This is a genomic window from Aeromonas sp. MR16, from assembly GCF_022549315.1.
Lineage (GTDB): Bacteria > Pseudomonadota > Gammaproteobacteria > Enterobacterales > Aeromonadaceae > Aeromonas > Aeromonas aquatica.
This window is the reverse complement of record NZ_JAKZFK010000024.1, coordinates 42239-66087: the sequence shown is the minus strand read 5'-3', so window position 1 is coordinate 66087 and position 23849 is coordinate 42239. Positions and strand designations below refer to the sequence as shown.

At 61.1% G+C, this 23849-nt stretch carries 14 protein-coding genes, 8 tRNA genes and 1 riboswitch; of the genes, 17 read left to right on the top strand and 5 right to left on the bottom strand.

Going from position 1 to position 23849, the window contains the following annotated elements; genetic code table 11:
- Positions 1-50 precede the first annotated feature (50 nt).
- The 3 genes from MM194_RS16260 (at position 51) to MM194_RS16250 (ending at position 339) form a co-directional block, all read left to right on the top strand.
- Positions 51-126: transfer RNA gene (locus MM194_RS16260), tRNA-Gly, on the top strand.
- A gap of 37 nt (positions 127-163) precedes the next feature.
- Positions 164-239, top strand: a tRNA-Gly gene (locus MM194_RS16255).
- A 24-nt stretch (positions 240-263) separates the two neighbouring features.
- Positions 264-339: transfer RNA gene (locus MM194_RS16250), tRNA-Gly, on the top strand.
- 279 nt (positions 340-618) lie between these two features.
- On the opposite strand, the gene MM194_RS16245 is transcribed toward MM194_RS16250, so the two are convergent.
- From MM194_RS16245 to MM194_RS16235, 3 genes are all read right to left on the bottom strand, one after another.
- Positions 619-828, bottom strand: coding sequence for a cold-shock protein (locus MM194_RS16245; protein WP_005327092.1), 210 nt, complete (start codon positions 826-828; stop codon positions 619-621).
- A 291-nt stretch (positions 829-1119) separates the two neighbouring features.
- Complete coding sequence (locus MM194_RS16240; RefSeq protein WP_241344137.1) at positions 1120-1782, bottom strand: LysM-like peptidoglycan-binding domain-containing protein; 663 nt, start codon at positions 1780-1782, stop codon at positions 1120-1122.
- Between the two features lie 99 nt (positions 1783-1881).
- Complete coding sequence (locus MM194_RS16235) at positions 1882-3984, bottom strand: methyl-accepting chemotaxis protein (RefSeq protein ID WP_241344136.1); 2103 nt, start codon at positions 3982-3984, stop codon at positions 1882-1884.
- A gap of 251 nt (positions 3985-4235) precedes the next feature.
- Here MM194_RS16235 and gltX point away from each other — a divergent pair, with 251 nt between their 5' ends.
- The 6 genes from gltX to MM194_RS16205 all read left to right on the top strand — a co-directional run bounded on the left by gltX (position 4236) and on the right by MM194_RS16205 (position 6532).
- Positions 4236-5651, top strand: a complete 1416-nt coding sequence (gene gltX, locus MM194_RS16230; protein WP_241344135.1) for a glutamate--tRNA ligase — start codon at positions 4236-4238, stop codon at positions 5649-5651.
- A gap of 295 nt (positions 5652-5946) precedes the next feature.
- Positions 5947-6022: transfer RNA gene (locus MM194_RS16225), tRNA-Ala, on the top strand.
- Between the two features lie 28 nt (positions 6023-6050).
- Positions 6051-6126 (top strand) — tRNA-Ala (locus MM194_RS16220).
- 64 nt (positions 6127-6190) lie between these two features.
- Positions 6191-6266, top strand: a tRNA-Ala gene (locus MM194_RS16215).
- A gap of 58 nt (positions 6267-6324) precedes the next feature.
- Positions 6325-6400, top strand: a tRNA-Ala gene (locus tag MM194_RS16210).
- Between the two features lie 56 nt (positions 6401-6456).
- Positions 6457-6532, top strand: a tRNA-Ala gene (locus MM194_RS16205).
- Between the two features lie 149 nt (positions 6533-6681).
- On the opposite strand, the gene MM194_RS16200 is transcribed toward MM194_RS16205, so the two are convergent.
- The gene (locus MM194_RS16200; protein ID WP_241344134.1) at positions 6682-8832 is read right to left on the bottom strand and encodes an ExeM/NucH family extracellular endonuclease; all 2151 of its coding nucleotides are present in this window, start codon (positions 8830-8832) and stop codon (positions 6682-6684) included.
- Positions 8833-9126: 294 nt separating this feature from the next.
- Positions 9127-9209, top strand: a riboswitch (cyclic di-GMP riboswitch).
- Positions 9210-9354: 145 nt separating this feature from the next.
- Between MM194_RS16200 and MM194_RS16195 the strand changes: the two genes are divergently transcribed.
- From MM194_RS16195 to MM194_RS16170, 6 genes are all read left to right on the top strand, one after another.
- Positions 9355-12351 carry a glycosyl hydrolase family 18 protein gene (locus MM194_RS16195; RefSeq protein WP_241344139.1) on the top strand — a complete coding sequence of 999 codons (2997 nt, stop codon included), beginning with the start codon at positions 9355-9357 and terminating at the stop codon, positions 12349-12351.
- A 334-nt stretch (positions 12352-12685) separates the two neighbouring features.
- Positions 12686-13711 carry an ABC transporter permease subunit gene (locus MM194_RS16190; RefSeq protein ID WP_033132218.1) on the top strand — a complete coding sequence of 342 codons (1026 nt, stop codon included), beginning with the start codon at positions 12686-12688 and terminating at the stop codon, positions 13709-13711.
- A 103-nt stretch (positions 13712-13814) separates the two neighbouring features.
- Positions 13815-14864, top strand: a complete 1050-nt coding sequence (locus tag MM194_RS16185) for an ABC transporter permease subunit (protein WP_033132219.1) — start codon at positions 13815-13817, stop codon at positions 14862-14864.
- A gap of 106 nt (positions 14865-14970) precedes the next feature.
- Positions 14971-16812: an extracellular solute-binding protein gene (locus MM194_RS16180; RefSeq protein WP_241344133.1), complete on the top strand. Its 1842-nt coding sequence runs from the start codon at positions 14971-14973 to the stop codon at positions 16810-16812.
- On the top strand, positions 16802-17860 hold the full coding sequence (locus MM194_RS16175; RefSeq protein ID WP_241344132.1) for an ABC transporter ATP-binding protein: 1059 nt from the start codon (positions 16802-16804) through the stop codon (positions 17858-17860). The genes MM194_RS16180 and MM194_RS16175 overlap by 11 nt, the downstream gene beginning before the upstream one ends.
- Positions 17857-18846: a dipeptide ABC transporter ATP-binding protein gene (locus MM194_RS16170; protein WP_241344131.1), complete on the top strand. Its 990-nt coding sequence runs from the start codon at positions 17857-17859 to the stop codon at positions 18844-18846. The genes MM194_RS16175 and MM194_RS16170 overlap by 4 nt, the downstream gene beginning before the upstream one ends.
- A 676-nt stretch (positions 18847-19522) precedes the next feature.
- On the opposite strand, the gene MM194_RS16165 is transcribed toward MM194_RS16170, so the two are convergent.
- Positions 19523-20974 (bottom strand): aminoacyl-histidine dipeptidase, encoded by a 1452-nt coding sequence (locus MM194_RS16165; protein WP_241344130.1) that lies wholly within the window; start codon positions 20972-20974, stop codon positions 19523-19525.
- A 920-nt stretch (positions 20975-21894) separates the two neighbouring features.
- On the opposite strand from MM194_RS16165, the gene gpt reads away from it, so the two are divergent.
- A complete protein-coding gene (gene gpt, locus MM194_RS16160; protein WP_241344129.1) occupies positions 21895-22362 on the top strand; it encodes a xanthine phosphoribosyltransferase in 468 nt (155 codons plus the stop codon).
- A 179-nt stretch (positions 22363-22541) separates the two neighbouring features.
- Positions 22542-23810, top strand: coding sequence for an esterase FrsA (gene frsA / locus MM194_RS16155; protein WP_033129992.1), 1269 nt, complete (start codon positions 22542-22544; stop codon positions 23808-23810).
- The last annotated feature ends 39 nt before the right edge of the window (positions 23811-23849 follow it).

Sequence of the window (23849 nt, the reverse complement as noted above, 5' to 3'; positions counted from 1 at the left end):
GAGTTCGAGTCTCGTTTCCCGCTCCAATCATGTGCAGATGACATCCTGTTGCGGGAATAGCTCAGTTGGTAGAGCACGACCTTGCCAAGGTCGGGGTCGCGAGTTCGAGTCTCGTTTCCCGCTCCAAACTTGTTTTATGAAGTGCTGCAGATGATATTCCGTTGCGGGAATAGCTCAGTTGGTAGAGCACGACCTTGCCAAGGTCGGGGTCGCGAGTTCGAGTCTCGTTTCCCGCTCCAATCATGTGCAGATGACATCCTGTTGCGGGAATAGCTCAGTTGGTAGAGCACGACCTTGCCAAGGTCGGGGTCGCGAGTTCGAGTCTCGTTTCCCGCTCCAATCTCTCTTCGAAGTATCGCCAGTTCTCTTTATCCCCTTGAATAGATTCAGTATCGCGCCGCGATGCTTTGCCATATCCGCTTGTCAGCACCTGTGCCGGTTTCCCGTCATTGCCCTCGGTCCATGGACTATGGCGGCGGCAGCTGAGCGTAGGCGGCTTGGGAGAGGGGAGAGGCAGGTCAGGGCGGCGAAGAGCTCGCCTGATACGGGGCGGGGAATGGCAGACAAAAAAATAGGAGGGGCCTTGGCTCCTCCTGCGAGTTCACGGGTGAGGCTGGCTTAGAGCAGAGTCACGTTCTCAGCCTGCGGGCCTTTCTTGCCCTGGGTCACGGTGAACTGGACTTTTTGACCTTCAGCCAGGGTCTTGAAACCAGTGCTCTGGATGGAGGAGAAGTGAACGAAAACGTCCGGTCCCTGGGATTGCTCGATGAAGCCAAAACCCTTGGTTTCGTTGAACCATTTTACTTGGCCGGTGCGAATGTCAGACATGTGGTAAGTCCTATCTATAACAAATTGAAACTAACGCCTTGTTGGGCAGCATTTGCCTAGGATCCAGGGTCTACCCATGACTGATCACGTCAATTTGTCCCAGTCGCATGTAGTACAATCCCTGTCTAAAGCACAATCGATTGTACTGAAGCCCGATCCCTTGTCAATTTGGCACTTTTCATTTTTTGAGCGAGCTAAAACTATTGCGAAGTCAGCGGCTTGTTTCAGGCAGCAGCGCAAAAAAACGGGAGGCTCCAGGCCTCCCGTTTCATTGCGTCATCGCCGGTGGTTTCACTCCTTGAGTGCGAAGCCTTCGCCCTGTCGGTCGTAGCGATAATTCACCTGACCGAAGGAGCGGATCTCGACTCGCTGGATGCGGCGACTGGCGTCCACCAGTACGAACACCGACTTGCCGGACTGCAGCCGGGTCAGCGGCCTGTCTGGCCCCTCTATGGCGATCAGCCGGCTCAGCTCGGCGCCGGGCAGCTCGAACTTGCGGAAGATGGAGTAGAGGGTCTCGCCGGCCTGCACATCGTGCTGCAGCCAGCTGCCGTCTACCTTCTCTTCCACCGGTTTGGCGGCGACCGGCGCACTGCCAGTGCTGTCATTGCCTACGGTCAGGGCCTGGGTCGGCACAGCCAGGGGCACGGCGAGGGAGCCGGACGGAGCAGCACTGGGGGCCGAGGGGGCCGGTTCCCAGATCAGTACCAGCAGCCAGAGCGGGATCAGTACCAGCAAACCTATGGTGTGCTTGCGCGGCAGCGGGCTGGCCAGCTTGAAGGAAGCCGTTCTGGCCTCCTTGTTGCGCAGGCCACTCATGCCTTGCCCGAGGCGCTGACGCAGGGGCAGGGTGGCGGCATTGATACGATGGAGCAGGGTTCCTTGTGATTCGTCTTGGCGACGCTGCTGGGCTCGTCTGTTATGGCCACGTGGGCGACGGTCCGGGGTGGGCACGGCATTTACCTCTCACTACATTGCCTGCCATCAGGCAAATATAGCGCCTATGGTAAACGGACTCGCCCCCGAGGGGGAGAGCCCTGAGCATGAAAATTATCAGCTGAGACGAAATTGTCCGAGCAATTGCTGCAAACGCTCGGCCGCCTGGCGCAAGGCCTGGCTGGCTTGGGCCGTATTGGTCGCATCTTCGGCGATGTCGTTGGCCAGTGCGTTGGTTTTTGACAGATTGCCGGAGACGGTCTCGGAAACCGAGCTCTGCTCCTCGGCGGCGGAGGCGATCTGGTAGGTCATGTCGTTGATGGTGGCGATGGCCTGGAAGATGCTGTCGAGCGCCGCTTCTGCCAAGTCCGCCTCGCCCACCGCCTGATGGGTCAGCTGCTGGCTCTGCTGGATGGCGTTGACCGCGTTGGCCGAGCTGTGGCGGATCTTCTCGAGCAGCTCCTGGGTGTTCTGCACCGCCTGCTGGGTGTTGCCCGCCAGCTTGCGTACCTCGTCCGCCACCACCGCGAAGCCGCGGCCCTGCTCGCCGGCCCGGGCCGCCTCGATGGCGGCGTTCAGCGCCAGCAGGTTGGTCTGATCGGCGATGCCCTGAATGACGGTGAGTATGCTGGTGATCTGTTCGCTGTCGTGGGCCAGTCCCTCTACCACCTCGGCGCCCTTGCCCGATTCGGCCGCGACCCTGTGCATGGACTGGATCACCTGCTGGAAGCGCACCTTGCCCTGATCCGCCGCCCCCTGGGCCTGCTTGGCCGAGTCGGCGGTGTTGTTGGCGTGGGTCGCCACCTCCTGGCTGACGTAGGACATCTCTTGCACCGCGGTCAGCATCTGCTCCATCTCCGCCTGGTGATGCTGCAGGTTGCTGTCGGTCTGGCCGGCGATGCGGTCGGTGTCACCGGCGTGGCGATGGACCTCGCTCGCGGTCTTCTGCACATCCCCCAGCAGCACCTGCAACTTGTCGATAAAGCGGTTGATGCCGCGGGCCAGGGCCCCCAGCTCGTCTTGGGACTGGGTATTGAGGCGTTTGGTGAGATCCCCCTCACCGTCGGCGATGTCATCCACCAGGCTCACCATCTGGCGGATGGGGCCCGTGATGCTGCGGGCGATCACCAGCATGGTGGCCAGGGCCAACACCAGTACGATGAGGGCACCGATGAGCTGCTGGGTCATGGCGGCCCGGTTCATGTCGGCGAGCTGGGCCTCCAGTTGATCGGCGCCGGCCAGCACCACCTTGTAGGGCAGGGTGACTATGATGGCCCAGTTGCGGCTCATGCCCGGCACCGCGATGGGCACCGAGATGCGAAACGCATCGGTGAGCTCCTGGCGCTGCACCTCGGGTTTGAGGTATTGCTGCCAGCCATCGCCGAGCAGCTTGTCGGCGCGGCTGCCGAGCAGGCTGGCGTCGCCGCTGGTGCCGGTGATGACGCCGGCGGCGCTAACGATCAGGGTCTCCCCCTTGCCGTCATAGATGTTGCTGTTGAGGGACTGGGCCTGACGGCTGATGGAATCCACCGCCAGATCCAGCGCCGCGACCCCCTTGAACTGGCCATCCACCAGAATGGGGGTGGTGATGGTGCTCACCAGCACCTGCTGGCCGTTGATGTCCACCTTGAAGGGGTCGATGAGGCAGGATCGGCCCTCCCGTTTCGGGCAGGCATAGTAGTCGTTGGCCGGGTTGCCGAATTCGTCCGCGTCGCTCTTCTCGATGGAGAGCAGCAGATCGGTGCCTATGCCGTCCTTGTCACGGTAGAAGTAGGGCACGAAGCGCCCCTGGCTGTCGCTGCCGAGCGCCGTCTGGCCGGCGAAGGTGGCGTCCTGACCGTCGAAGCCATTGGGCTCGAACCCTGCGAAGGCGCCATACAGCTGGGGCTCGAGTGCGAGCTGCGCCTTGAGCAGGTCGGTGGCCTGTTGGCGATCCAGTGGCAGCTTGCCCCCTTGCTGCAGGGCGAAGACGCTGGCCATCTGCTGGGTGTAGGAGAGCCCCTTCTGCAACAACTGGGTGATGGTGGCAGCCTCGGCCCGGGCGTTGGCGCTCACCTTCTGCCAGGCCTCCTGTTGCAGGGCGGCACGACTGGAGCTGATGGTCAGCTGCTGGGTCTGTTTGCCCGAGTATTGATTGAGCAGGATCAGGATGACCAGCGCCGTGGTCATGGCGATCCCCGCCATCACCAGGATGCGATTCTGGATAGAACGAAACTGCATCTTGCGTTCCTTGTAACGTAGAAAGTTGACTGATTTATCGGCAGGGCGGGAGACTTCTCCAGCTATGTTGCCCAGCAAAGCGGAAAAAGAGGGGAGGTTTTGCGATCCCATTCAAAGAATGGGGGCATGGCCGGATCCTTGCCTATTTAGGCCCCTGCTGTTGCATGCTTTTCCCATCCGTGATTCTGAGTGCTAAAATGCGACGGTTTTTTTAACGAATTGGCCCAAGGCCCTCTACACAAGGCTTAAAGATGAAAGTCAAAACCCGTTTTGCTCCCAGCCCGACTGGCTTCTTGCATGTCGGCGGTGCCCGTACCGCACTCTATTCCTGGTTGTTTGCGAAGAGCCAGGGCGGTGAGTTCGTGCTGCGTATCGAGGATACCGATCTGGAACGTTCCACTCAGGAGGCGATCGACGCCATCATTGAGGGCATGGAATGGCTGGAGCTGAACTGGGATGAGGGCCCCTACTACCAGACCAAGCGTTTCGATCGCTACAACGGCATCATCGACGAGATGCTGGCGGACGGCCGTGCCTACAAGTGCTTCTGCTCCAAGGAGCGGCTGGAGACCCTGCGCGAAGGCCAGATGGCCAATGGCGAGAAGCCGCGTTATGACGGCAAGTGCCGCGATGCCGCCCACAATCACCCGGCCGATGCGCCCCACGTGATCCGCTTCCGCAACCCGACCGAAGGCTCTGTGGTGTTTGACGACCACGTCCGTGGCCGCATCGAGTTCGCCAACACCGAGCTCGACGATCTCATCATCCGCCGCACCGATGGCGCCCCCACCTACAACTTCTGCGTGGTGGTGGACGACTGGGACATGGAGATCACCCACGTGGTGCGTGGCGAAGACCACATCAACAACACCCCGCGCCAGATCAACATCTACAAGGCTCTGAACGCGCCTGTGCCGGAATTTGCCCACGTCTCCATGATCCTGGGTGACGACGGCGCCAAGCTGTCCAAGCGCCACGGCGCCGTGTCCGTGATGCAGTACCGCGACGACGGCTACTTGCCGGAAGCCCTGCTGAACTACCTGGTGCGTCTGGGCTGGTCCCACGGCGATCAGGAGATCTTCAGCCTGGACGAGATGATCAAGCTGTTCAGCCTGGATGCCATCTCCAAGTCAGCTTCCGCCTTCAACACCGACAAGCTGCTGTGGCTGAACAACCACTACATGCGCACCCAGGATCCGGTTCACGTGGCGAAGTATCTTGAGTGGCATATGGCCGCCCAGCACATCGACACCAGCAAGGGCCCGGCGTTGCCTGCGGTTGTCACCCTGCTGGCCGAGCGCTGCAACACCCTGGTGGAGGTGGCCGCCCAGAGCCGCTACCTGTTCGAGGAGTACGAGGCGCTCGACGAAGCCGCCGCCAAGAAGCACCTGCGCGGTGTGGCCGCAGAGCCGCTGATCCTGGCCAAGGCCAAGCTGGCGGCCCTGGAGACCTGGACCACCGAAGCGCTGCACGAGCTGATTGAAGCCACTGCCGCCGAGCTGGGGCAGGGCATGGGCAAGGTCGGCATGCCGCTGCGCGTCGCTGTCACCGGCCTGGGCCAATCCCCAGCCATCGACGCCGTGATGGCGCTGGTGGGCAAGGAGCGGGTACTGGCGCGCATCGACCGCGCCCTGGCCTATATCGAAGCGCGTATGGCAGCCGAGTAAGCGTCTGTCGCTTCGCGTCACCGGTCTGGTCTAATCCCCGCGCCATCGACGCCGAATAAGCGCCAGTCGTTGACAACAAAGGGCTCCCTGACGGGGGCCCTTTGCATTTTGGCCTCAAGCGGATTTGCGACGTAAAACAGCGACATAGCGACGCTGTTGGCGGTAAAAACAGCTAACTGTCTGAATTTTGACTAAACGCTCCAACCGGCGAAAATTTTGGGTTGACAGCAAAGCGGGTGATGCCTATCATGCGCCTCCGTTGCCAGAGATAACTTTGGTAGCGCCGAGGTGAGTTGGGGTTATAGCTCAGCTGGGAGAGCGCTTGCATGGCATGCAAGAGGTCCGCGGTTCGATCCCGCGTAGCTCCACCAAATTCTCCTCGAACAATCTGGAATCCAAGGGGTTATAGCTCAGCTGGGAGAGCGCTTGCATGGCATGCAAGAGGTCCGCGGTTCGATCCCGCGTAGCTCCACCAGATTCCAAATTGACAATGCAGTATCCAGGGCAGTGCGGTGTGTATCACCCAGGCCGACCTTTGTGGGGTTATAGCTCAGCTGGGAGAGCGCTTGCATGGCATGCAAGAGGTCCGCGGTTCGATCCCGCGTAGCTCCACCACTATTTCGCAATGAGGCAAGCGGACGCCAGAACCGATTGTCTAAAGAGTAAAGATTTTGGGGTTATAGCTCAGCTGGGAGAGCGCTTGCATGGCATGCAAGAGGTCCGCGGTTCGATCCCGCGTAGCTCCACCAATATTTCGCAGTAAAACAAGCGGCCGCCAGAACCGCTTGTTCAAAGAGTAAAATTTGGGGTTATAGCTCAGCTGGGAGAGCGCTTGCATGGCATGCAAGAGGTCCGCGGTTCGATCCCGCGTAGCTCCACCAAATACTGAAGGCCACCGTTATCCCGGTGGCCTTTTTGTTTGTTCAGGCATTTGTTTTTTTCATGGCTAACGCCTCTTCATTTACAAATCAAATGGCCTAAATGAGAAAGCCCGCGACTGTCGCGGGCTTTTTTCGTTATTCAGAGCGAGTTATGAGGTGTGCCGGCGGCGCCAGGCCAGCGGCAACAGGGCCAGCAGCAGGGCACCCATGGCACCACCCCCGCTGCCACTGCTTGGCTCCCGCAGCTTGAGGTCGACGATGATGGGGTCGTGATCCGAGGCGCTGAACGGGTTGTCGGACTTGATCATGTCGCCGGTGAAGCCACGACCGTACTCGAACAGGTTGCTCTCGTAGGAGTTGATGTGCCAGTCGGCGACCGCGATCACTCGCTTGGCCAGCGCCGGGTTGGCGAGGGCGTAGTCCAGGGTGCCGAGTTCGGCCTCATAGCTGTAGGAGATGGCCTTGGCCTGATTGAACTTGACGTTCAGATCCACCAGACCATAGCTCTTGCCCACTTCCTGGCCTACTTGCTCGTAAGTCTGCTCGCCGAGGAAGGTGTGGGAGGCGGAGCGGATCTTGCGATCGCTGCTGGCCGGCGCATAGTCGGTCAGCACCCGGATCGGGTCTTCCTTGGCGTAGGAGTTGAAGTCCCCCACCAGCAGCACCTGGCCCGGCAGCTTGTTCACCACTTCCCCCAGCACCTTGGCGGCGCTGACCCGGAACTCGGTGCACTTGCCCTGCAGATCCGCAGGCTCGGTCTTGCCATCTCCATTCTCGTAGCAACCCGATCCCTTGGATTTCAGGTGGTTGACCACCAGGGTGAGCGGCTCGTTGCCACCCGTGACTGTGAAGCTCTGCACCAGGGAGTCACGCTGGCCGGCGGTCTTGGCGACGCCACCTGTGATGTAGCGCTGCTCGGGCAGCTGGATCAGGCTGGCATCGCCGCTCGGGGTCAGTTTGGCCGGACGGTAGATCATGGCCACCATGATGGCGTCGCCACCGAAGAAGCGATCCTGACCGAGCAGGGCCTTGGGCAGGCTGACGAAGGCGTAGTGCTGGCTGACGTCTTTCTGCTGGGCGTTCAGGCTCGCGACCAGGTCGCTGATGGCGGAGTGATCGTCGAAGCCATTGTTCTCCATCTCCATCAGGCCGAGGAGATCTGCGTCCATCTCGGTGATGGCGTTGACTATCTTGGTGCGCTGCTGCTGGAAGTCGGTCAGATCCTTGGCGCCGCGGTTGCAGCCCTTGGCGCTGTCCGCATCCGCCTGATCCACGCAGAGCACGTTGAGGGCGCCGCCCACGCTGGAGTGGCTGGTGAAGTAGTTGAGCACGTTGAAGCTGCCGATACGCAGGTCAGTGCCGGCGGTGCGGGCCGGGGCGCTCTGGCGATCGTTCTCGTCGGTGCGCAACAGATCCCCCGCGGTGATGGCCTGCTCTTTTGGCACTATCAGCCGGTATTCGTTGTAGCTGTAGCCGACCAGGGCCTCCAGGTTGACCGGCGCATCACCGACGCGCAGGTAACCCTGCTCCGGCTCCCAGGCCGGCAGCCAGGGCAGTTTGCCGTCGGCCGCCTTGAAGTCGGATTCGAGGAACACCCGGTTACCGGCATTGGTTTGTGCCAGTGCCTTGGCTTCGTCGCTGCCCGCCACGTGCAACTGGGTCGGCTTCATCAGTGGCGCCAGGTGGGAGAGCACCAGGTTATTGCGCTTGGCGGCGTAGTCGTAGCTGAAGTTGCGGCTTATTTTGAGCTCACTATCGGCATCGAGTCGCACCCGCATCCCCTCGTGGCGCTCCAGCGCCCGGGCCAGGGTTTCCCCCTCCAGCACCCGCAGCGCCGTGGCGGCCGGGGCACTGCCCTGTGCCACGACCTGCAGACGCGCGCTGCCGCTATCGAAGACAGGCTTGAGCTGGGTGTGGTTGAAATACTCTTCGACCTTGGCTTCCAGACAGATCACGGCACCCGGCTTGATGCCCGGGTATTTGGTCGCGAAATTCTTGTCGTTCAGGTAGACGAAGATGCCGTCCGAGGTCTGGGGGTTGCCATCCCCCTGCAGGTCCTGCAGGTAGAAGCCCTTGTTCAGGCTCTCGCCGAGGGCGGAGACCACGGCCTTGACCGAGACGCTCTGTGTGCTTTCAAACAGATCATCCGGGATCAGCGGGCTCTTGTCGCCACTGCCTTGAATGGCGGGGATGGGGGTGAGGGCATTGTCGGCCGGGCAACTGAAGCCGGCGGCATAGACAGACGGGGACGCAAGGGCGAGCCCCACGGCCAGCGACAGCAGGGTAGGTGTTCCTTTCATGGGTATTCCTTTTTTATTTTTGCCAGTGTTTCCATAGCCTTGGCTCGTTGACCAAGGGCGCGCATTGTCACATTTCTGGCAGTTCATACCAGTGAGCCAACGCACATTACTGGGAGACAAAAGAGGCCGATTTCATTTATTTGATCTGGCTAACAAGTTGAAATAACTGACAAATGTGTCACTTGGTGAAAGTGGAAATACTGTGATCCCGCTGGCGTTTACATATTTCTCTTCGAGAACAAAGATTGAGCATCTGCAACTTGCTTCCTATACTCGCCCTGTTCCTCACGGAACCCAGGTAAAGGGCAAACCGGCAGCGATGCCGGGACGCAAAGCCTCCGATCTGCCCCTTCGGGCCAGATAGCGGGGTTTCCCCGGGTGACATGAGGGTATGTGGCCCGTCCATGGCCTGTCGTCGACCCTTCTCCCCTGTTGCTATTGCGCTTTGCCCGGTCTTAAAAGCCAAGACAAAACAAGGAAGATAAAACAATGCAACAGACCTTCAGGCCCAGCAGGCTTGCCATGCTGGTTGCCCTCGCGGCCATGCCCGCCTGGGCGCACGCCGCTTATCCCGTCTATCAGGCTGGCACTGCTTACAAGGCTGGCGATGTCGTCAGCAACGTCGGCAACCTCTACGAATGCAAAGAATTCCCCTACTCCGGTTGGTGCGGCGCCTCGCCCTACCACTATGCCCCCGGCGTTGGCGCCGTCTGGGCCGATGCCTGGAAACCCTTCAGCGACGGTGGCACCGCGCCGGCCCTTGGGCTCGCCATCAGCTCGCCCGCCGTTGGTAGCGCTTTCAACGAAGGCACCCCGGTGGCCCTGGCGGTGAGCCTGAGTGGCAACAGCAGCGGCCTGGTCAAGGTCGAGTATCTGATCGATGGCACCCAGGTGGCGCTGAGCAGCGCGGCCCCCTGGTCGGCCAGCTGGGTGGCGAGCGGCGTCGGTCCCCATCAGCTCAAGTCCCGTGGGCTGGACAAGGATGGCAAGGTCTTGAGCGAGGCCAGCGTCAGCTTCAATGTCAGCGCCGTGGTGGCGCCAGAGGCGCCCAAGGTGAGCATCAGCAGCCCGGCCGCTGGCGCCAAGCTGACCCTGGGCCGCGCCGCCACCGTGACGGCAAATGTGACTGACGCCAACAACGACGTGGCCAAGGTAGAGCTCTTTGTGAATGGCCAGAAGGTGGGTGAAGACAGCAGCGCCCCCTGGCAACTGAGCTGGACGCCGCAGAACAAGGGCCTCACCGGCCTCAAGCTGGTGGCCACCGACAAGGCCAATCTGGTCGGTGAATCGAGCCAGGTAGATGTGCAGGTGGAAGAGGCTGCGCTGCCGCCTACCGGTGGCAACCTCTCCTGCGACGTGCGCCAGGTCTACCGCGCCGATGGCAGCGAGTGTATGGGGGATGACCATGCCCGCCGCGTCATCGGCTACTTCACCTCCTGGCGCACCGGCAAGAACGGCCTGCCCGCCTACCTGGTCAGCGACATTCCCTGGGACAAGATCACCCACATCAACTATGCGTTCGCCGGGGTGGACGAGCAGAGCCACCTGATCAAGGTGGACGATGCCGCCACCAAGATGACCTGGCAGGGCATTCCGGGCGCCGAGATGGATCCCGAGTTCGCCTACCAGGGTCATTTCAACCTGCTGTCGAAGTACAAGAAGCAGTATCCGGACGTGAAGACGCTGATCTCCGTGGGGGGCTGGGCCGATACCCGTGGCTTCTACACCGCCACCACCAAGGGTGACTGCTCGGTGAACACCGCCGGCATCAACGCCTTCGCCGACTCGGCGGTGGGCTTCATCCGCCACTACGGCTTCGACGGGGTGGACGTGGACTATGAGTACCCCACCTCCATGAAGGATGCGGGCAACCCCAACGACTTCCCGCTCTCCAACCAGTGCCGGGCCAAGCTGTTTGCCAACTACGAGGTGCTGATGAAGACCCTGCGTACGCGGCTGGACAGCGCCGGCACCGAGGATGGCCGCAAGTACATGCTGACCATCGCTTCGCCGGCGTCGGCCTATCTGCTGCGCGGCATGGAGAACTTCCAGGTCACCCGGTATCTGGATTACGTCAACCTGATGACCTATGACTTCCACGGCGCCTGGAACAACTTCGTGGCCCACAACGCCGCGCTGTTCGACAACAAGGCAGATCCCGAACTGGCCCAGTGGGGCGTCTACAGTCAGGCCCAGTACGGCGCCATCGGCTATCTGAACGCGGCCTGGTCGGCCCACTACTTCCGTGGCGCCCTGGCGGCCGGCAAGATCAACATAGGGGTGCCTTACTACACCCGTGGCTGGCAAGGGGTCACCGGCGGTACCCATGGTCTCAACGGCAAGGCGGCCCTGCCGAGCCAGAGCAATTGCCAGCCGGGCACGGGGGGCAGCACCATCCCCTGCGGCAACGGCGCTGTCGGCATCGACAACATCTGGCACGATCTGGACAAGAACGGCAACGAGGTCGGCGCCGGCGCCGTGCCCATGTGGCATGCCAAGAACCTGGAGCACGCGGCCAGCCTCGGCATCACCACACTGCCGAGCTATGGCACCGCCTGGGGTCTGGATCCCAACAACCCGGCGGACGTGATCCAGGGCAAGTACGTGCGTTACTACGACGACAAGGCGCAGGCGCCCTGGCTGTGGAACGAAGAGAAGAAGGTGTTCCTCTCCACCGAAGATGAAGAGTCCATGGGCAAGAAGCTGGACTACATCGTCAAGCGCGGCCTGGGGGGCGTCATGTTCTGGGAGATGGCGGGGGACTACGACTTCGACGCTGCCAAGAACGAATATGTCATGGGCAGCACCCTCACCAGCCTGGCCTACGACAAGTTCAGCAAGGCGAGCAAGGCCAGCCTGAAGCAGAACGATCTGCCGGTCCCGGCCGCTCAGCTCGACATTGGCGTCAGCCTCTCGGGCTTCAAGGAGGGGGATTCCAACTACCCGATCAACCCGACCCTCAAGCTCATCAACAAGTCGACCCAGACCATACCGGGCGGCACCCGCATCGAGTTCCTGATGCCCACTTCCACCTCTGACACCATCACGGATCAGAGCGGCATGGGGCTCAAGGTGGTGGAGAGCGGCGGCAACCAGAACTCCGACGGCATCGCGAGCGAGAAGGACTTCCACAAGGTGGCCATGACGCTGCCGACCTGGAAGGCCTGGACACCGGGCTCTGACGTCGAAGTGGCCATGACCTACTACCTGCCGGCGGCGGGGGTGCCGAGCGGCATACGCCTCGTCAGCGGCAGCCAGACCATAGGCCTGAAGTCCGACTTCCCGGCCTTGGCCGAGGCGGTGCTGGGCAGCGGTGATGGCGGCACCGGTGGCACGAGCTGCAGCAGCCAGAGCGTCAATCCGGCGGAGTACAATGCCTACCCGGCTTGGCCGCGCGGGGATCACGCCAACGGCAACGATCGTATGACCAATGGCAAGGCCGTCTGGCAGGCAAACTGGTGGACCAGCAGCGAACCCAAGGCGGGTGACGGCAGCTGGAAGCTGGTATGCAACTACTGATGTGGCGAAGCGGCATCTTTCTGATGCCATGTAGAGACGACCAATCCGGAGCTCAGGCTCCGGATTTTTTATGAGATGTGGCTGGTGCAGCCCCGCTCGATGGCGTGGCCTTTTCAAGGCACCCGGGCCCGATGGTCATCAGATCGGCACGGAGACTCTCAAGCTTCGCGGTAAGCGCTTCAAAAAGGTGTGGCTATTCAAGATGTTCGTTCTAAAGTAGCGGTAACAGGCACGGGGTTGGTGTTGCCGCCAATTCAAGGACCCATGCCGGCAAGGAGAGGCCGCTGCGCGGAATGACGCGGCCATGCAAGCGCAACAAGGACGAGGTTTCCCCATGCTGTCGTATTTTCTGCGTCGGATGCTGCTCATCATCCCGACCTTTCTCGGAATCACCCTGCTCGTCTTCAGCATCACCCGTTTCGTGCCGGGCGGCCCGGTGGAGCGCATGATGCTGCAGGCGCAGGTCTCCCAGAACGAGACCGGGCGCTCCAGTGGCAGCAAGGGGGCCCAGGCGCTCTCCGACGAGCAGATCGAGGAGCTCAAGGCCTTCTACGGTCTGGACAAGCCCATGCTGATCGCCTACTGGGAGTGGCTGCAGAAGCTGGCGGTGCTGGATCTGGGGGAGTCGACCCGCTACTACGAGCCGGTGTGGGGCCTCATCAAGGACAGGCTGCCGGTCACGGCCTTCTTCGGGCTGGCGACCTTCCTGCTGAGCTACGCCGTCTCCATCCCCCTCGGGGTGGCCAAGGCGCTCAGGCATAACAGCCGCTTCGACTCCTTAAGCTCCATGCTCATCTACATGGCCTATGCGCTGCCCGCCTACGTGGTGGGGATCTTCCTCATCACGGTGTTTGCCTTCCACCTGGAGTGGCTGCCCATGGGGGGCTTCCCGGGGGACGAATTCGATTCGACGCAAGGGGCCTGGGAACAGATCCGCGTGTTGTTCAGCCACGCCCTGCTACCGCTGATCGCCTACGCCATCGGCGACTTCGCCATCCTCACCATGACCATGAAGAACAGCCTGATGGAGAACCTGTCGGCGGATTACGTGCGCACCGCCGTGGCCAAGGGGCTGCCGTTTCGCAAGGCGGTCACCCATCACGCCATGCGCAACAGCCTGATCCCCATCGCCAGCCATTTAGGGTCCGTGCTCACCGTCTTCTTCGGCGGGTCTTTTCTCATCGAGACCATCTTCAACATCGACGGCATAGGCCTGCTTGGCTACGAGGCCATCGTTGAGCGGGATTACCCCACCGTCATGGGGATCCTGGCCATCACCTCCATGCTGATGCTGGTGGGCAACATCGTCTCCGATATCTGCGTTGCGCTGGTGGATCCTCGCGTCAGATTTGGAGACTGAACATGAAGCCGATGTCGTTCGTTATGCCGATAGCGCTCAGTGTCGTCGCCGATATCTGCGCTGCAGTCTCGGTGGATCCCCGTGTCAGGTTTGGAGACTGAACATGACTTTTCAGCTAAATCCGGTCACCCTGAAAAAGCTCAAGCGCTTCAAGTCCATCAAGCGCGGCTACTACTCCTTCATCCTCTTCTCGCTGCTGGTGATCCTCTCCCTGCTGGCGGAGCTGCTGGTCAACAGCCGGGCACTGGCGCTGAGCTATCAGGGGGAGCTCTACTTCCCTACCTACGGCGACGTGATCCCGGGCCAGCACTTCGGGCTGGACTACGAATACGAGACCAACTATCGCCAGTTGCAGGCCAAGTTTGCCCAGGAGGGCAAGGGCGACTGGGTGCTGCTGCCGCCGGTGCCCTGGAATCCCTACGAGCAGGACTTCAAGCAGGATGTCTATCCGCCCTATGCCCCGAGCCTGGCCGATCGCCACTTCCTCGGCACCGACACCAGCGGTCGTGACGTGCTGGCGCGGCTGGTGTACGGCTTTCGCATCGCCATCGGCTTCGCCTTCATCACCCTGGTGGCGAGCTACGTCATCGGTGTCAGCCTCGGTTGCATGATGGGCTTCCTCGGCGGGCGCTTCGACCTCATCTTGCAGCGCTTTATCGAGATCTGGTCCCAGGTGCCCTTCCTCTACGTCATCATGATCCTGGTGTCCCTCACCAAGCCGAACTTCGGCCTCTTCGTCGGCATCAACGTGCTGTTCGGCTGGATGGGGATCACCTGGTACATGCGCACCCTCACCTACAAGGAGCGGGCGCGGGACTATGTGATGGCGGCGCGGGCCCAGGGGGCGAGCACCCGCCGCATCATCTTCCACCACATCTTGCCGAACACCCTGATGATGATCGTTACCCTGGCGCCCTTCGCCGTGGTGGGCAACATCTCCACCCTGACGGCGCTGGATTACCTGGGCTTCGGCCTGGCGCCGCCCACCCCGAGCTGGGGGGAGCTGCTCTCCCAGGGCATCAACAACCTGGATGCCATCTGGATAGTGAGCTCAGTGGTGGTGGCGGTGAGCCTGGTGCTGATCATGGTCTCCTTCATCGGCGAGGCGATCCGCGAGGCGTTCGATCCGCGCCAGTTCACCCGCTACCAGTGACGGGAGGGCGGTCGGCGCCATGGGCGCACCGAGCGAATATTGTCCTTATTTATGGCGTTCCTGAGTGCAGGGATAAGCGCAGGAATTGATGACCAGGAGGTCAAAGATGAACAACAAGATCAAATGGATAGGGGCGGCCCTGCTGCTGGTGCAGGGGGCCATGGCCTGGGCCGTCGCTCTGCCCGCGGATCTCAAGTGGGAGACCAACGACACAGACCCTGTGTTTGCCTCACCACAGGCGATCCCCGGTGGCACCCTCAATCTCTTCATCGACAGCTTCCCGCTGACCTTTCGCACCGTGGGGCCCGATTCCAACGGCTCGTTTCGCTCCTTCATTCAGGACAACCAGCTGAGGCTCATCAGCTTTCACCCCAACACCGGCAACCCCATCCCCTCGCTCGCGACCCACTGGAGCATCGCGCCGGACAGCCAGACCGTCTACTTCAAGCTGGATCCCCGCGCCAGATGGTCGGACGGCAAGCCGGTCACCGCCGATGACTACACCTTTGGCTACGAGATGATGCGCTCAAAAGAGATCCGGGCCCCCTGGTACAACAACTACTACAGCATCGAGATAGTGGCGGTGGAGAAGATTGATGAGCATACCCTCCTGGTCAAGTTGGGCCATCGCAAGGCCAGGCTGGACCTGCTCAACACCACAGAGCTCTGGCCCCAGCCCAGGCACTACTACAAGCTCACGCCCGACTGGGTGAAGCAGTACAACTGGGCCCTGGTGCCCACCACGGGTCCCTATGTGATGACGGAGGTGAAGAAGGGCAAGTCCATCACCTTCAGCAAGCAGCAGAACTGGTGGGCCCAGGGGGATCGCTACAACCAGCACAGGTTCAACGTCGATACCATCAGGGTGCAGGTCATCCGGGATCACAACATCGCGTTTCGCCACTTCCTGAAGGGGGAGCTGGACAGCTTCGAGATGCTCCTGCCGAACTGGTGGCATGAAAAAGCCGTGACCCCGGAATACAAGAAGGGCTATGTGCAGAAGGTGATGGCCATGACCGACACCAAGCAAGGGGGGCAGGGGCTGCACCTCAACGTCAGCAACCCCAAGCTGGCGGATCTCAACCTGCGGCTCGGCATCCAGCACGCCATGAACCTCGACAAGATGATCGCCACCGTGTTGCGGGGGGACTACGACAGAGCCGCCACCTTCGGCTCGGGTTTTGGCGACTTTACCGACATGGTGCTGCCCGAGCGGGCCTATGACGTGACCAAGGCGCGGGAATATTTTGCCAAGGGGGGCTACGGCAAGTCGGGGCCGGACGGCATCTTGCAAAACGACCAAGGGGAGCGGCTCACCCTGGCCGTCACCTACACCACCCAGGAGCACTCCAAGCGGCTGACGCTGCTGAAAGAAGAGGCCAAGAAGGCGGGCCTGGATCTGGAGCTCAACCTGGTGGATGGCGCCACTGGCTTCAAGGTGATGCTGGAGAAGAAGCACGAGGCAGCCTGGCTCGGCTGGGGTGGGGGCGGCCTCTATCCGCAGTACTGGGAGTCGTTCCACTCGGATAACGCCAACAAGCCCCAGACCAACAACCTGTTCAACGTGGCTGACCAGCAGCTAGACACCCTGATCGACGCCTATGACGTCGAGTTCGACACCGCCAAGCGGGCCGCGCTCTCCCGCCAGATCCAGCAGCGTATCTATGATCTCGCCATCTTCGTGCCCGGCGTGCAGCTCAACTATGTGCGGGCCAGCAGCTGGCGCTACGTGAGGCTGCCGGAGGTGCCCGCCACCCGAAATACCCCGGATCTGCTCTACTGGCCCATGGATGGCTACCCCCACAGCAGCGGCGGCCTGCTCTGGCTCGACCCCAAGTTGAAGGAAGAGACCCAGAAGGCCAAGGAAGCGGGCGAGGCGCTGGCGCCCATCAACCTGCTCGACAAGACCTATGCACGGCACCGAGGGGGCGAAGATCATGACCAATAGCGGGGTTCCCATCCAGGGTGGTCGGGAGAATGGGGTGGTGTTGACCGTCGAGGGTGGCCAGAACAAGGCCCCCATCCTCGAGGTGCGGGATCTCGAGGTGGAGTTCGCCGCCGATGACGGCAAGATCCGGGTGCTGGACGGCGTCAGCTTCGCCGTGGCGCCGGGGCAGACCCTCGGCCTGGTCGGCGAGTCCGGCTGTGGCAAGAGCGTCACCGCGCTCGCCATCATGGGGCTGCTGCCAAGACCTCATGGCCAGGTGGTGGCGGGCTCCATCCGTTTTCAGGGGGAGGAGCTGCTGTCGCTGCCGGCGGATCAGATGTACAGGGTGCGTGGCAACCGCATCTCCATGATCTTCCAGGAGCCGATGACGGCCCTGAATCCGGTGCAGACGGTGGGGGCCCAGCTGATGGAAGTGTTCAGCCTGCACAGACCCGACTATGGCAAGCGCGAGCGCAAGGACGCCGCCATCGCCATGTTGCAGAAGGTGGGGATCCCGGAGCCGGTGCGGCGCTTCGATGCCTATCCCCACAACCTCTCTGGCGGCATGCGTCAGCGGGTGATGATCGCCATGGCGCTCGCCTGTGAGCCGGACTTGCTGATCTGCGACGAGCCGACCACGGCGCTGGATGTGACCATCCAGGCCCAGATCCTGGCGCTGATGAAGGCGTTGCAGGCCCAGACCGGCATGGCCATCATCTTCATCACCCATGATCTCGGGGTGGTGGCGGAGCTGTGCGACGAGGTGGTGGTGATGTATGCGGGCCGGGCGGTGGAGCGGGCCGACATCTTCGAGCTGTTCGACCATCCGCGCCATCCCTATACCCAGGGCCTGATGAGTTCGATCCCGCGTCTCGACGACGTACCCAAGAGCCCGCTCAAGACCATCAGGGGTCAGGTGCCCGCCTTCGGCGAGATGCCGGCGGGTTGCCGCTTCGCGAACCGTTGCCCCCACGCCACCGAGCTCTGCGTGGGGACTGTGCCCATGAGCGAACAGCTGGCCGAACACCACCATGTGGCCTGTCATCACTGGAAGGAGCTGAGCCTATGACCACATTGTTGTCGGTACGGGATCTCAAGCAGCATTTTCGGATGGGGGGTGGCTTCCTGCGCAAGCGCTACACCGTCTATGCGGTAGACGGCATCAGCTTCGAGCTGAAGCAAGGGGAGACGCTGGGGCTGGTGGGGGAGTCCGGTTGTGGCAAATCCACCCTGGGGCGATCCCTGCTCAAGCTGTTTGAGCCGACGGCGGGGCAGATCAGCTTCGAGGGGCGCGACATCACCCATCTCTCCCCCCGCGAGATGCGTTCCCTGCGCCAGGAGATGCAGATCGTGTTCCAGGATCCCGCGGAATCCCTCAACGGCCGTCACACGGTCGGCCAGATCCTGGAGGAGCCCTTCATCATCCACGGCAAGGGCAGCCCGGCGCTGCGGCGGCAGTGGGTGAGCGAGCTGCTGGACAAGGTGGGGCTGCCGCACACGGCGCTGGATCGCTATCCCCACGAGTTCTCCGGTGGTCAGCGTCAGCGCATCGGCATTGCCAGGGCCATCGCGCTCAAGCCCAAGCTGCTGGTGTGCGACGAGGCCGTCTCGGCGCTGGACGTGTCGGTGCAGTCCCAGATCCTCAACCTGCTGCTCAGCCTGCAGCGGGAGATGAACCTCGCCATCCTGTTCATCGCCCACGATCTGTCGGTGGTGAAGCACATCTCGGACAGGATAGCTGTGATGTATTTAGGCAGGATCATCGAGCTGGCGGAGGCACAGCAGCTCTACCACAACCCGCGCCATCCCTATACCCAGGCGCTGATCTCGGCCATTCCGGTGCCGGATCCGCGCAGGCGCCGCCAGCGTATCCCGCTCGGCGGGGACGTGCCGTCCCCCATTGCGCCTCCCAGCGGCTGCCATTTTCACCAGCGCTGCCCCTATGCTACCGACCTGTGTCATAACCGCTCGCCTTTGCTGGAGACTTGCGGGCCCGCCCATCAGGTGGCCTGCCACTTCCCCTTGCCGGTGGATGCCAAAGGCGAGACGAGATAAGGCGGGTGCAGTCAGGCTAGTTGCTACCTGTCATGCCAGGGGCATCGGGGATGGGTCATGGAAAAACGAGCAATAAAAAAATGGGGCCTGTGGGCCCCATCTTCATGGTTGGAGTTCAGGTTCGGCCGTGGAACATCTGGCCTGGGCAGGACAGCACCCCTCTGAGGGGATGGCTGCTGTGTGGATCGTTATTTGTGTAATTTTACTACGTTTCACTTTCAGCCAAAAAAGTTCAGGCACCATAGCGGAAGTAGTAGTGACGGGTTGCAGGCGCATAAGTGTCTTTCTCTACCACGCCTTTCTTGCTGGTTGCACCCTTAAGGTGGAACAGTACTGCCAGGTTCTCAAACATAGTCTCACCTCATCGCTCTGTTACTGATTGTTATCTGTGACCTGGGTCACGGTTTTATCCTATGGTCTTTTGTGAGCTGGATCAACTTTTTGTGTTGTAAATTTACATAAATCATGGAAAGGGTTTTCAAATAAAGAGTTTCTTATGGATACGTTTTCAGAAAAAGCAATGCCAGGTGCCAGCGCATGGCTGTCCGGCTGATGGCGGAATGCATCGCGCTGGAAGGGGATAAAGGGAGCAGGGCCAGGGGGCAGGTTCGAGGGGAGGGCGCAATAAAATGCCCCGCACTTTGGCGGGGCATGGATGCTGACGGTCAGGCCGGGCTTATTTGGCCGGGATCTGTTCCAGCACGTGAACCAGCAGCTGCCAGAAGCGCTCGACCGCCGGGATGTGTACCTTCTCGTCCGGCGAGTGGGCACCGCGGATGGTCGGGCCGAAGGAGACCATGTCCCAATCCGGGTAGGCGTTCTTGAACAGACCGCACTCGAGGCCGGCGTGGATCACCATGACGTTCGGCATCTCGCCAAACAGGGTCTGGTAGCTGTTGCGTACCAGCGCCATCACGGGCGAGTCCACGTTCGGTGCCCAGCCCGGGTAGGCGCCGGTGAATTCGCAGCTGGCGCCGGCCAGGTTGAACAGGGAGCGGGTCATCTGCTCGACGCTCTCGCGACCGGAGTCGATCAGGGAGCGGATCAGGCACTGCACATAGACTTCGCCATCCAGCGTCTTGATGACACCCAGGTTGGTGGAGGTCTCGGTCACGCCGGGGATGGCGTCGCTCATGCGGATGACGCCGTTCGGGCAGGCCATCAGGGAGTCAAGCAGGCGCGCCTGCAGGGCTTCGCTCATCAGCTTGGCCGGTTTGTCCTGGGCATTGAGCAGCACGGTCAGGTTTGCTTCGGTGGCCGCCAGCTCGCTCTGGTAGATGCCGGCATAGCGGTCGACCAGGGCCTTGAATTCGTTGACGCTGGCCGCGGGCACCAGCAGCTTGGCGCGCGCCTCGCGGGGGATGGCATTGCGCAGGGTGCCGCCATGAATTTCAGCCAGGCGAACCCCCAGCGGCTCGGCGGCCTTGAGCAGGCGCACCAGCAGCTTGTTGGCGTTGCCACGACCGCGGTGGATGTCGACCCCGGAGTGACCGCCACGCAGCCCCTTCACCTGCAGCTCGAAGCCTTCACCCTCGGTGGCGGCAACCAGCTCGAGCGGGAAGCGAATATTGGCATCCACCCCGCCGGCGCAGCCCATGTAGACCTCGCCATCTTCTTCGGAGTCGGTGTTGAGCAGGATCTCGCCCTCCAGCCAGCCCGCTTCCAGGCCGAAGGCGCCGGTCATGCCGGTCTCTTCGTCCGTGGTCAGCAGCACTTCCAGCGGACCGTGCTTGATGGTCTTGTCGGCCAGCACGGCCAGACAGCCGGCCATGCCCATGCCGTTGTCGGCGCCCAGGGTGGTGCCACGGGCGGTGACCCAGTCGCCGTCGATGTAGGCATCGATGGGATCCTTGGTGAAGTCATGCTGGGTATCGGCATTGGCCTGGGGCACCATGTCGATGTGAGCCTGCAGCACCACGGCCTTGCGATTTTCCATCCCCGGTGTGGCCGGCTTCTTGATGATGATGTTGCCCACGGCGTCCTGCTTGACCGCCAGACCTTCTCCCTGAGCCCACTGCACTATCCAGGCACTCAGCTGGGCTTCGTGCTTGGAGGGGTGGGGAATGGAGCAGATCTGTTCGAAGAATTGCCAAATCAGTTGGGGGGAGAGAGAGCTAAGCTGTGCCACGTTGGGACTCCTTACCAGCACGGGAATGGACCGGGCCCAGGGGGCCGAGGAAGAGGCTAACGATAATACAGCCAAAAACACAAAAATGTGAGCGAGCAGTGCAAATTGCGGTCTGCTTATGCTGATAAAGAGAGCAAAAACGGTACAGATAGCTACCGCATAGACCCGGGCCAGCACAAAGATAATGTGTGACATGCATCACAAAAATATTGTTTTTTCGGAGCCGGATGGTAAATTAGCCGCCGTGGGTCACACCACTTGTCAGGATGACAATGAATGCCTCCAGGGAACCGAAGCAAAGCAAGTGCGCCTCCACGGAACCGAGTGTTTGTTCAAGGATCTGAGCCCGCATAAAGGTACGTAACTTGTTAAGCAATCAGGAGTTTTATTATGTCAGGCAGCAATTCAACCTATTGGTTTGCCCAGTCTCTCTATACCCAGGGCTTCAGCTACCCGAACCCCTACGCCAGCCGTCGCTAAGACGGTCAGTCAGCCCGGCTGACAGGCAACGTAAATAAGCAGGTGTGCGAGGTCTTCATCCTCCCCCTGCTATTTTTTTATCCGGTGGCATCCGTCGCCCGGGTGGGAAAATAAGGTGTGCCAGATGGCTCGACTGCTATGGATGAAACTGATTTTTCCCGCTTTCGCATACGTTTGTCAGGCATTTTCTGTACAAACGATGCTATTATGCCGCCCCAACAGCCGGTCTGCGATCTTGCTTCCGATCGACATGACCGCCGGCGATGCCCATCCTGCTTCATCATTGCACCAGCGTTTGCTGCCGAGGGTCTCCTCCCGAGGCGGCCGAAGTGCAAGCCAAATTTGGCGAGCAGGGGGCCAGAATTGACAGACGCCGACCCATTTTTGGTTCGTGCTGATTTTTAAGTGATTGTTTTATATAACTCTTCGAGATCGATATTATGCCAAAGAAATTCTACGTATCGTGGGACAACCTGCAACGTGAAGCGCGCCGCCTGGCCCGTCGTCAGCTGCCGGTCAGCCAGTGGAAAGGGATCATCGCGGTCAGCCGTGGCGGTCTGGTGCCTGCCGCGCTGATGGCTCGTGAACTTGGCATTCGCAATGTCGAAACCCTCTGCATCTCCAGCTATGACCACAACAGCCAGCGCGAGCTGGTGGTCGTCAAAGCGGCGACCACCGCCGGTGATGGGGAAGGCTGGCTGGTCGTGGAAGATCTGGTGGATACCGGTACTACCGCCAAGGCGATCCGTGAGCTCTATCCCAAGGCCAAGTTCATCGCCATCTTTGCCAAGCCCATGGGTCAGGAGCTGTTGGATGATTTCGAAGTGGCCATCCCGCAGGACACCTGGATTGAACAGCCCTGGGACATGGCGCTGGAATTTGCCAACCCGATCTGCGACGAAGAGTAATAGCGCTGCAGGGGCACGGCGCGGGCCTTCTGAGCCGGGCATGGGTCATATCCGTTGCCGCCAGGATGAACATGGTTTCAAGGGGCCCCTGTTTGGGGCCCTTTCTTTTTTCTCATGTGGCTGCCCGGCGTGAAAAGTGGTTAAGATGGACCATCGCTTGAGACAGAAGAGTCACCATCTTGGAACCAAACGACGATACCAACCTGACGGAAAAGCTGTTTACCCGGATCAAAAAGGTATTGGAGACCTCCGAAATATCCAACTCCAGTCCGGTGGATGAGCATGACAGCAGCCTGACCGAGAGCTTCATCGACGGTGCTTTGTCCCCCCACTGGTACCGCTTGCTGCGCAGGCCGACCTGGGCCTGGCAAGGGGCCGATCCGGTCGAGGTAGAGCAGATCCTGGCCCGCATCGCCATGGGGCAGGGGGAACGCACACACGAGCGCTACCTGGATACCATCAAGGGCTATGTGCCAGGCAACTGGGTCTATGAATGGAGCCAGCTGGGCGGCCGCTATTTCAATCAGGGCCGCGAGCAGGTCGCGCAAGGCGACTCGGCCGGTGCGCTGAAAAACCTGCTCAAGTCGGTGCGTTACTACTCCATCGCCAGCTATCCCCATCTGAAGAATGACGAGCTGGCGGATCAGGCCCAGTTGCTTGGCAACATGGCGTACCGCGAGGCGGGCCGGCTGTTCAAGGTGCCGCTCAAGGAGCTGCAGGTGCCGTTCCGGGGCAAGACCATCCAGGGTTATCTGCACCTGCCCACCACCGACAAGCCGGTGCCCCTGGTCATCGTCAGCGGTGGCATCGATTCGTTGCAGGTCGATTTTCTCAACTTCTATTTCAAGTGTCTCGAACCCCACGGCATCGGCATGCTGTCGCTGGACATGCCGGGCATCGGCTACGCCGAGCACTGGCCGCTGGTGCAGGACACCAGCCGGCTGCATCAGGCGGTCCTGCACTATCTCTCCGAGGTAGCCTGGGTCGATCATCAGCGCATCGCCATGGTGGGATTCCGCCTGGCCGGCAACGTGGCGGCGCGGCTCGCCTTCATCGAGCCGTTCAAGCTGCGGACCGTGGTCTGCATCGGCGCCGGCGTCAATCAGGTGTTTACCAATCAGGAGATGTTTGCCCGTTGCCCGCGCATGATGCGCGATGGCCTGGCGAACCGGCTGGGGGCCGATGCGGCCCAGTGGGATCTGATGCGCGCCAAGTGCCAGGTCTTCTCCCTCAAGACCCAAGGCTTGCTGGGGAGCCGTACCTCTGTGCCGATATTGAGTATCGGGCACAAGCGAGATTTTATTTGCCCCGAGCAGGATGTCCGGGCATTGGCCTCCGCCAGCCGCAACGGCAAGGCGGTGGTGTTTGACAAACAGCCTCTGCTGGAGGTGTACGACGAGGCGCTGAAAGAGACGGTAGATTGGCTCAAAAAGCATTTATGCACTTGATATAACACTAAAAATGTAACATCACCTTGTGATGCTATG

Bases quoted from the DNA above. Each gene is read 5' to 3' on its own strand.
- MM194_RS16245 (WP_005327092.1), bottom strand. From the start codon at position 828: ATGTCTGACATTCGCACCGGCCAAGTAAAATGGTTCAACGAAACCAAG.
- MM194_RS16235 (WP_241344136.1), bottom strand. From the start codon at position 3,984: ATGCAGTTTCGTTCTATCCAGAATCGCATCCTGGTGATGGCGGGGATC.
- gltX (WP_241344135.1), top strand. From the start codon at position 4,236: ATGAAAGTCAAAACCCGTTTTGCTCCCAGCCCGACTGGCTTCTTGCAT.
- MM194_RS16200 (WP_241344134.1), bottom strand. From the start codon at position 8,832: ATGAAAGGAACACCTACCCTGCTGTCGCTGGCCGTGGGGCTCGCCCTT.
- MM194_RS16195 (WP_241344139.1), top strand. From the start codon at position 9,355: ATGCTGGTTGCCCTCGCGGCCATGCCCGCCTGGGCGCACGCCGCTTAT.
- MM194_RS16190 (WP_033132218.1), top strand. From the start codon at position 12,686: ATGCTGTCGTATTTTCTGCGTCGGATGCTGCTCATCATCCCGACCTTT.
- MM194_RS16185 (WP_033132219.1), top strand. From the start codon at position 13,815: ATGACTTTTCAGCTAAATCCGGTCACCCTGAAAAAGCTCAAGCGCTTC.
- MM194_RS16180 (WP_241344133.1), top strand. From the start codon at position 14,971: ATGAACAACAAGATCAAATGGATAGGGGCGGCCCTGCTGCTGGTGCAG.
- MM194_RS16175 (WP_241344132.1), top strand. From the start codon at position 16,802: ATGACCAATAGCGGGGTTCCCATCCAGGGTGGTCGGGAGAATGGGGTG.
- MM194_RS16170 (WP_241344131.1), top strand. From the start codon at position 17,857: ATGACCACATTGTTGTCGGTACGGGATCTCAAGCAGCATTTTCGGATG.
- gpt (WP_241344129.1), top strand. From the start codon at position 21,895: ATGCCAAAGAAATTCTACGTATCGTGGGACAACCTGCAACGTGAAGCG.